Source organism: Rubrivivax albus (genome assembly GCF_004016515.1).
Taxonomy (GTDB): domain Bacteria; phylum Pseudomonadota; class Gammaproteobacteria; order Burkholderiales; family Burkholderiaceae_C; genus Rubrivivax; species Rubrivivax albus.
The window spans coordinates 1-548 of record NZ_SACT01000043.1 but is presented as its reverse complement, the minus strand read 5'-3'; the positions used below and the strand labels follow the sequence as shown (position 1 = coordinate 548).

General features: G+C 40.1%; 1 protein-coding gene. It reads right to left on the bottom strand.

Annotated elements, in window-relative coordinates:
- Positions 1-335: TIR domain-containing protein (locus ENE75_RS26020; RefSeq protein ID WP_199232416.1), on the bottom strand; the 335-nt coding region annotated here is incomplete at its 3' end.
- Positions 336-548: the final 213 nt, after the last annotated feature.

Below are 548 nucleotides of genomic sequence, written 5' to 3'. Positions count from 1 at the left end.
AATACCAAAACCAACGCTTCATGCCCCTTAGCTTTCAATGCATAACCAAGCTCAACCATAACGTTAGGATTTGGAATAAAACGATTTTCATTATTGGCGACAAATGAAATATCAGCAACAAACAGATCGGCAGCAGATATCTTACTGAAAATAGCAAGGCTAATATCAGGAGCGCCTGCCATACCTTGTGTATCTCTATCAATTACAGGATCAACACCAATACTTTCATCTTGAGCTATCTGTTTAGCAGCATCTTTTAAGGCATTTTCAATGAAACTACGATTAGTAGCATTAGGTAAGTCTGACTGCCATGAGTAAAAAACTGTTCTTTTCATACTTGTTAGTATCTACTAAACGAGCGCTGCTGTTAATAGTCGATTCAATAATCTTCTGACCCTGAATTTGCTCGATCTACTCACACCCCCATCCATCACCATCTCTATCAAGGTCATACTCATCATACCCAAGCACTTGTACTGTCCCTGTGTAGTACGGACCATTCCCTGATCCTCCTGAACAGTCGTAATCACTCGCATTTGGATTCAAGC